At 61.7% G+C, this 2412-nt stretch carries 2 protein-coding genes; both read right to left on the reverse strand.

Annotated features, from left to right (window positions below; genetic code table 11):
• Nucleotides 1-147 precede the first annotated feature (147 nt).
• Nucleotides 148-1785, reverse strand: coding sequence for a chaperonin GroEL (gene groL, locus DW732_RS09655; protein ID WP_117763491.1), 1638 nt, complete (start codon nt 1783-1785; stop codon nt 148-150).
• Nucleotides 1786-1881: 96 nt separating this feature from the next.
• Nucleotides 1882-2175, reverse strand: coding sequence for a co-chaperone GroES (groES, locus tag DW732_RS09660; RefSeq protein WP_118099416.1), 294 nt, complete (start codon nt 2173-2175; stop codon nt 1882-1884).
• Between the last annotated feature and the right edge of the window lie 237 nt (nt 2176-2412).

Here is a 2412-nt window from a genome sequence, read left to right on the forward strand (position 1 = left end):
CTTCTCTCCGGAACATTCCACAGGACGCAAAGAGGCTCCGCAGCGCGAAGCGCGATGCGGAGCCTCTTTGCATGTCCGAGGACGTTCCGGAGAGAAGCCCCGTCACGCCCTGCGGATTCCCGGTGGGAGTTCTAGACCTTGTCGGCCTTAGTACATACCGCCGCCCTGCTGACCAGCGGTAGCAGCAGCGATAGCGTCCTCAAGCTGAGTGTTCTTGGGCACATCGGAGACGGTGGCCTCGGTGATGAGGATCAGGCTGGCGACAGAAGCAGCGTTCTGCAGGGTGACGCGGCTGACCTTGACGGGGTCGAGGACGCCCATCTCGATCATGTCGCCCCACTCGCCGTTGGCAGAATTTAGACCCTGGCCAGCGGGCAGCTCGGCAACCTTGTCGACCACGACAGCGCCCTCAAAGCCAGCGTTCTTGGCGATGGTGGCGACCGGAGCGGTCAGAGCCTTCTTGACGATGTCGACGCCGATCTTCTCCTCGGGGTCGTCAATCTCGACAGCATCGAGCGCGGGCACAGCGTCCATGAAGGCGACGCCGCCGCCGGCGACGATGCCCTCCTCGACAGCAGCGCGGGTAGCCTGAAGGGCGTCCTCGACGCGATGCTTGATCTCCTTGAGCTCGGACTCGGTAGCAGCGCCGACCTTGATGACGGCAACGCCACCGGAGAGCTTGGCCAGGCGCTCCTGGAGCTTCTCGCGGTCGAAGTCAGAGGTGGTGTTCTCCATCTCACCCTTGATCTGAGCGATACGGGCGTCGATGGCCTCCTTGGAGCCAGCGCCGCCGACGATGACGGTGTTGTCCTTGGAGATGGTGACGGACTTAGCGGTACCGAGCATATCGGCGGTGATATCAGCGACCTTCACGCCCAGCTCGTCCAGAGCGGCCTGGCCACCGGTGAGGACGGCGATGTCCTCGAGGATGCGCTTGCGGCGATCGCCGTAGCCCGGGGCCTTGACGGCGCAGACGTTGAGGGCGCCACGGATCTTGTTGAGGACCAGGGTAGGCAGAGCCTCGCCGTCGATGTCCTCAGCGATGATGAGCAGGCCGCGGCCAGCGCGCTGGACAGCCTCGAGAACGGGCATGATGTCCTGAACGCTGGAGATCTTCTGGTCGGTGATGAGGATGTACGGATCCTTCATCACGGCCTCCATGCGGTCGTTGTCCGTGACGAAGTAAGCGGAGACATAGCCCTTGTCGAACTGCATGCCCTCAACGGTGTCGATGGTGATGTCGAACGTCTGGGAATCCTCGACGGTGATGACGCCGTCCTTGCCCACGACCTCCATGGCCTCGGCGATCTTCTCGCCGACCTCGGGGTCACCGGCAGAGATGGTACCGACGGAAGCAATCTGCTCCTTGGTCTCGACCGGCTTGGCCTGCTTCTTCATCTCGGCGACGGCGGCGTTGACGGCCTTGTCGATGCCGCGACGGATGGCCAGCGGGTTGGCGCCGGCGGCGACGTTGCGCAGACCGTCGTTGACGATGGCCTGGGCGAGCAGGGTTGCGGTGGTGGTACCGTCACCCACGGTGTCGTTGGTCTTGGTGGCGACCTCCTTCACCAGCTGAGCACCCATGTTCTCGATGTTGTCCTCGAGCTCGATCTCCTTGGCGACGGAAACGCCGTCGTTGGTGATGGTCGGGGCACCGAACGTGCGCTGCAGTGCAACATAGCGACCCTTGGGGCCCATGGTGACGGTAACGGCGTCGGCCAGAGTGTTGACGCCCTTGGCAAGCTTAGCGCGGGCATCGGTGTTAAACGTAATGTTCTTTGCCATGGTAGGTAATCCTCCAAAAGAAATGCGACTCGCGTCGCCGCTTCCGAGTCCTATGCGGCGGGCGCGTTCAAAGACGAATCAGAGATTCTGACGAGACTAGGCCTCGACGACGGCGTAGATGTCGTCGGCGCGCATCAGCAGATACTTCTCGCCGTCGACCTTGACCTCGTTGCCACCGAACTTGCCGTAGATGACAACGTCACCGACCTTGACGTCCATGGGGATGCGCTCACCATTGTCGTTGACCTTGCCGGCGCCAACGGCAACGATGGTGCCGCGCTGCGGCTTCTCCTGAGCGTTGCTGGCGATGTACAGACCAGAAGCGGTCTTCTGCTCGGCCTCGTCGGGCTTGACCAGGACGCGATCTGCAAGCGGCTTCAAAGACGACATGCTTGTTTCCTCCTTTGTGGGCCGCGCGGTCATGCCGCGCGGGTTAACCCTTTTTGTTTGCGTACGCGTTGAATGGTACCCACGAATGGCGGGTTATACAACACGGAGTCAAAAAATCTTATTTTTTGGCACTTAGATTTTCTGAATGCCGGGGGATAACTTAGCAGTGGCTCCCGGGGGCGGACCGGAGGGCATGAAGTTTGCTGCTCTACAGTCCTGCGCAAGACGGAAAGCACA

Origin of the sequence: Collinsella sp. AM28-11LB (assembly GCF_003469895.1) — a bacterium.
GTDB lineage: Bacteria > Actinomycetota > Coriobacteriia > Coriobacteriales > Coriobacteriaceae > Collinsella.